Genomic DNA, 6,000 nt, shown 5'->3' on the forward strand with positions numbered 1-6,000 from the left:
GCAGGCAAGCCAGCTCCCACAATTTTGATTGGTGTACATCTGCGGGAGATTGGTCGGCTGTCAGGCCGCCTTCGCAGGCAAGCCAGCTCCCGCATTTGAATCGAGTACACCTGCAAGCGCTGACTCCGCAAGAAACCGCAGGCAAAAAAAAGGGCGACCGAAGTCGCCCAAAATGCCTTGCGTGCTCGTGCGTCCAGAAAGACCTAAGGCTTTTTGCGCTTATGTGCGTCTTTCCAGATAAAAAATCCAAACCCGGTAAAAAACAGAACCATGAGGCCGACTGTCAGCACTCCGGCGATCACCACATTGTCGAAAAACATGACTGGCCTCCTGCACTTGCCCTGTTGCGATGGGGCTAAGTTAACCAATCGGGCGCAGAAGAAAATTGACCGGGATCAATGCCGCCCAAGACCGGGCGTAAAAGGAAGGGAAATAACTGACCTGCATCAATGGAAACAGGGAGGATCAACGCTTTTTCGGTTTGTTTTTCGGCTTTTTCTTCGCTTTACCCAAAGGCATGGCCTGCTCGAAAGCCTGACGCACTTCGTTCAGGCGCTTTTCATTAAGGTCATGCACGCGCTTGGCACGCTCGGTGTTGAGGTCGATCAGCTTGTCGTCTTGGCTCATGGCGTGGCTTACATCTTCAAGGTCAATACAGGCGTAGCACAGTGACCACCGTCACCCTGCCCGCTCAAGGTTTGCCAATAATGCGGCCAATGGCCGGCGCTGACCAGTCGCCAGCCGCATCACAGCGCAACAAAAAGTGTGTAAGCGTCAGACCTCGATATCGACCCACAACCCCTGGCGCGGCTGATCGTCTATCAGCGGGACCACAGGCACCGTGTTGTCGGCGTTCAATTCGTCACCCGGCACGGCCAGGTGCTCTTCAGGATCCTCTGCGGCTTCGCGGCGTCGCTTGTCGCGTTCTTGCCGACGCCGCTGCTCTTCGCGCAACAACTGCGCCGACTCTTCGGCATGGCGCTTGTGCAGGTCGATCGTACTTTCGCTGGAGCTCGCCTCCACCGGCTCCACCGGCGGAATATCCGGCCGCTGGCGAATCGGATCCTGCTGGGAAGTTATCGGCACGGCACTCAAGGGGAGCATCGGTGGCAGCATAGTTATTAGTCTCCTGACAGCAGGCTGTCGGCTGCTGAGGTGGCGACTTGAGCCATCGGTCGCAAACTTGCGAGCCAACGCGGCCCGAACCTTCGGCCGCTCCTGCGCGAGTAACCCTTTGGCCTCGGGACCTGCATCCGTTAATATAGTCGGCTTTTTCAAGGCGGGAGTCAGGCAGCATGGCGCAGCAGTATCAACCGGGGCAACGCTGGATTAGTGACAGCGAAGCCGAGCTAGGTTTAGGCACCGTTCTGGCACAGGACGGTCGCTTGCTGACCGTGCTCTATCCGGCCACTGGCGACACTCGCCAGTACGCGCTACGGAATGCGCCCCTCACTCGCGTGAGGTTTTCGCCGGGTGACATGATCACTCACTTCGAAGGCTGGAAAATGACCGTGCGCGAAGTCGACGACGTCGACGGCCTGCTGGTCTACCACGGGCTCAACGCGCAGAACGAAGTGGTGACCCTGCCTGAGACCCAATTGTCGAACTTCATCCAGTTCCGTTTGGCCAGCGACCGTTTGTTCGCCGGGCAGATCGACCCACTGGCCTGGTTCTCGCTGCGCTATCACACCCTGGAACACACCAGCCGCCAGTTGCAATCCTCGCTCTGGGGCCTGGGTGGCGTGCGTGCGCAGCCGATCGCCCACCAATTGCACATCGCCCGTGAAGTCGCTGACCGTATCGCGCCGCGGGTTCTGCTGGCGGACGAAGTCGGTTTGGGAAAAACCATCGAAGCAGGTCTGGTGATCCATCGCCAACTGCTCTCGGGCCGCGCCAACCGCGTGTTGATCCTGGTGCCGGAAAACCTCCAGCACCAGTGGCTGGTGGAGATGCGCCGTCGTTTCAACCTGCAAGTCGCGCTGTTCGATGAAGAGCGCTTCATCGAAAGCGATGCCGGCAACCCGTTCGAAGACACCCAGCTCGCACTGGTCGCTCTGGAATGGCTGGTGGACGACGAAAAGGCCCAGGACGCGCTGTTCGCTGCCGGCTGGGACTTGCTGGTGGTCGACGAAGCGCACCACCTGGTGTGGCACGAAGATCAGGTCAGCCCTGAGTATTCGCTGGTCGAGCAACTCGCGGAAACCATTCCCGGTGTGCTGCTGCTGACCGCGACCCCGGAGCAACTGGGTCAGGACAGCCACTTCGCACGCCTGCGCCTGCTCGATCCAAACCGTTTCCATGACCTGAAGGCCTTCCGCGCCGAGAGCGAAAACTATCGCCCGGTAGCCGAAGCCGTTCAGGAGCTGATGGACCAGGGGCGCTTGTCCCCGGCCGCGCACAAAACCATCCAGGGTTTCCTCGGTGACGAAGGCGAAGCGCTGCTGACCGCCGTCAACGCTGGCGACGCTGAAGCCAGCGCCCGTCTGGTCCGCGAACTGCTGGATCGCCACGGCACTGGCCGCGTACTGTTCCGTAACACCCGCGCTGCGGTGCAAGGCTTCCCGGAACGCAAACTGCATCCGTACCCGCTGCCGTGCCCGGACGAATACCTCGAACTGCCATTGGGTGAGCACGCCGAGCTGTACCCGGAAGTCAGCTTCCAGGCTCAGCCGGATATAGATGAAGAACAACGCTGGTGGCGCTTCGACCCACGGGTCGAGTGGCTGATCGATCAGCTGAAAATGCTCAAGCGCACCAAAGTGCTGGTGATCTGTGCCCACGCCGAAACCGCGATGGACCTGGAAGACGCCCTGCGCGTACGTTCCGGTATCCCGGCCACGGTGTTCCACGAAGGCATGAACATCCTCGAGCGTGATCGCGCGGCGGCTTACTTCGCCGACGAAGAATTCGGCGCCCAGGTGCTGATCTGTTCTGAAATCGGCAGTGAAGGTCGCAACTTCCAGTTCTCCCACCACCTGGTGCTGTTCGATCTGCCATCGCATCCGGACCTGCTGGAACAGCGGATCGGGCGTCTCGACCGGATCGGTCAGAAGCACGTCATCGAACTGCACGTGCCGTACCTGGAAACCAGCCCGCAAGAGCGCCTGTTCCAGTGGTATCACGAAGCGCTGAATGCGTTCCTCAATACCTGCCCGACCGGCAACGCCTTGCAGCATCAGTTCGGCCCGCGCCTGCTGCCGCTGCTGGAAAACGCCGATGACGGCGAGTGGCAAGCGCTGATCGACGAAGCCCGTACCACCCGTGAAAACCTCGAAGCCGAGTTGCACAGCGGCCGTGACCGCCTGCTGGAGCTCAATTCCGGTGGCGCGGGCGAAGGTGACGCGCTGGTTGAGGCGATCCTTGAACAAGACGATCAGTTCGCCCTGCCGATCTACATGGAAACCCTGTTCGACGCGTTCGGCATCGACAGCGAAGACCATTCGGAAAACGCGCTGATCCTCAAGCCGAGCGAAAAAATGCTCGACGCCAGCTTCCCGCTGGGCGACGACGAAGGTGTGACCATCACCTACGACCGCAACCAGGCGCTGTCTCGCGAAGACATGCAATTCATCACCTGGGAGCACCCGATGGTTCAAGGCGGCATGGACCTGGTGCTGTCCGGTTCGATGGGTAACACCGCCGTTGCGCTGATCAAGAACAAGGCACTCAAGCCTGGCACCGTGTTGCTGGAACTGCTCTACGTCAGCGAAGTGGTTGCCCCGCGTTCGCTGCAACTGGGCCGTTACCTGCCGCCGGCTGCGCTGCGCTGCCTGCTCGATGCCAACGGCAACGACCTGTCGAGCCGTGTCTCGTTCGAGACCCTCAACGACCAGCTCGAAAGCGTGCCACGCGCCAGCGCCAACAAGTTCGTCCAGGCCCAGCGTGATCAACTGACACCGCGCATCAATGCCGGTGAAGAGAAGATCACCCCGCGCCACGCCGAACGTGTAGCCGAAGCGCAACGCCGCCTGGCCGCTGACACCGAAGAAGAACTGGCGCGCCTGACTGCCCTGCAAGCGGTCAACCCGACGGTGCGCGACAGCGAACTGGTTGCCCTGCGCCAGCAGCGCGAACAAGGCCTGGCCATGCTCGACAAAGCGGCACTGCGACTGGAAGCTATCCGGGTGCTGGTGGCGGGTTAAGCCCTCCTCTTTACCCTGTGATAATCGGCATAGGGGACGGCCTTCATAGGCCGCTCCCCTGCCACACCACCCGGCATGCGGGTCCGCACCGGGCGGTTCGAGAGATTGAGGTTATGAGAAACGCACTAATCCCAGCCTGTCGAACCACGCAATATTAAGCACGCGATTCAGGTCAAGACGACTGTTATGCCACCAGCGGCAGGTGTTTCCTGCCACCTTCTGCGCCACCTGGTTATTCGCGCCAAGTGCTCGCAGCTCACGATACGTCGTCGTTCCGCGCTTCCATTGTTTAAGCTGGATCGCTCGCAACCGGTGTCGTATCCATTCGTCCAGCGCACGCCAGACGGCTGGGGTTTGCGACAACCCAAAGTAAGCTTTCCATCCCAAAATGTAAGGTTGTAGGTCATCGACAATCTGCTGCAAGCTACGGCCACACGAGCGTCGGGTGTACCAGCGTATTCGTTGCTTGAACTGCTTCTGCGCTTTATAGGATGCGGCACGCTTGACTTCGCCGCGGGCTGACCACAACTCATAGCCCAGAAACTTGCGACCAAACGCGCTCGTCACTGCACTCTTGCTCTCGTTGACGCTCAAGTGCAGCTTTTCGTACAGCTGCCTCAGCAGGGCCATTACCCGCTGCCCCGCCTTCTGACTGCGAACATAAACGTTCGCATCATCGGCATAGCGCACAAAACAATGTCCCCTGCGCTCAAGCTCTCGGTCCACTTCGTCCAGCAGCACATTCGCCAGCAACGGCGACAGCGGGCCGCCTTGCGGCGCCCCGCAGCGGCTTTTCTCGACCACTCCATTGATCAGCGTTCCCGCATCCAGATAGGCACGAATCAGCCGGATAACCGCCTGATCCGTGGTCCGTTTGCGCAAACGATCCATCAAGATGTCGTGATCGACCCGGTCGAAGAACTTCTCCAGATCAACATCCACCACCACTTTACGTCCTGAAGAAACATGGCGCTGAGCCGCTAAAACGGCGCCCTGCGCACAGCGTCCCGGACGAAAGCCGTAGCTGTGTTCACTGAAAGTCGGATCGAGTAATGGCTGCAAGACTTGCAGCAGCGCTTGTTGGATCAAACGGTCGGTGACCGTTGGGATACCCAGCTCGCGTTGACCGCCGTCAGGTTTGGGAATGGCTACACGCCGTACCGGACTGGGCCGGTAGACACCTGATAGAAGCTGTTCACGAATCGCCGCCCATTGGGTCAGCAGGTACTCGGCCGTCTGATCAATATCCAGACCGTCGACTCCCGCTGCACCTTTGTTGGCCTTGACCCGTTTCCACGCCCGCTTCAGGTTTTCTCTCGCAAAGGCCCGTTCCAGCAGCCCTTGCCCTGCGTTGTCGGATTCATCTTGCGGGCGATTGACCTCGTCGCTGACGGGACTTCCTCACGGCTTCACCGCTCGCAGTCTCCATCCGCCCCGCGTTTGGCAGGCATCTGACTTCCGGTCTTTCGTATCAACATGGCCTATAACGCTTTCTCTCGTTCGGCCCTTCGTCAAAAAAAAAGACTACTACGGCCTCTGCTGACTTCTCGCTCCGGCTGGCACCGTCGCCCTTTCAGGCATAAGGCGAGATCTCCCCAGGTAAGAACGCAATCCTTCACCACACAACCGCCGGATTTACACAGCCTGATCCTTGACCACAAGAGCTTCGCGGTTTTGTGCCCGCTCGCCCTGATCGGCCGCGCCTTTTATCCGGTTCTTGTACATCGGCTCATGGCTTCGATTCACGCTTCCTCCCCACACTCGGTCACCCTCATGCAGTTGCGCTTCACTTCGTTCGCTGTGGTCAGCTTACGGCGGGACTTTCACCCACAAGATTGCGCCCATGCTGGGCGCACAC

General features: G+C 59.8%; 5 protein-coding genes. 1 reads left to right on the top strand and 4 read right to left on the bottom strand.

All coding sequences use genetic code 11. The annotated features are described in order from the left end of the window. Window positions 1–203 precede the first annotated feature (203 nt). The 3 genes from ccoM to HK44_RS28305 form a co-directional block, all read right to left on the bottom strand. Window positions 204–320, bottom strand: coding sequence for a cytochrome c oxidase subunit CcoM (gene ccoM, locus HK44_RS30260; RefSeq protein ID WP_019692192.1), 117 nt, complete (start codon window positions 318–320; stop codon window positions 204–206). A 145-nt stretch (window positions 321–465) separates the two neighbouring features. Next, window positions 466–627 carry a hypothetical protein gene (locus HK44_RS28300; RefSeq protein ID WP_007906621.1) on the bottom strand — a complete coding sequence of 54 codons (162 nt, stop codon included), beginning with the start codon at window positions 625–627 and terminating at the stop codon, window positions 466–468. A 147-nt stretch (window positions 628–774) separates the two neighbouring features. Then, entirely contained in the window at window positions 775–1,116 is a 342-nt protein-coding gene (locus tag HK44_RS28305; protein ID WP_019692191.1) for a hypothetical protein, read from the bottom strand. A gap of 179 nt (window positions 1,117–1,295) precedes the next feature. Between HK44_RS28305 and rapA the strand changes: the two genes are divergently transcribed. Continuing rightward, window positions 1,296–4,142, top strand: a complete 2,847-nt coding sequence (gene rapA, locus HK44_RS28310; protein ID WP_019692190.1) for an RNA polymerase-associated protein RapA — start codon at window positions 1,296–1,298, stop codon at window positions 4,140–4,142. Between the two features lie 111 nt (window positions 4,143–4,253). Here rapA and ltrA read toward each other — a convergent pair whose 3' ends face one another. Then, window positions 4,254–5,480, bottom strand: a complete 1,227-nt coding sequence (ltrA, locus tag HK44_RS28315; protein WP_431357352.1) for a group II intron reverse transcriptase/maturase — start codon at window positions 5,478–5,480, stop codon at window positions 4,254–4,256. Window positions 5,481–6,000: the final 520 nt, after the last annotated feature.

The organism is Pseudomonas fluorescens HK44, assembly GCF_000217955.3.
Classification (GTDB): domain Bacteria; phylum Pseudomonadota; class Gammaproteobacteria; order Pseudomonadales; family Pseudomonadaceae; genus Aquipseudomonas; species Aquipseudomonas fluorescens_AQ.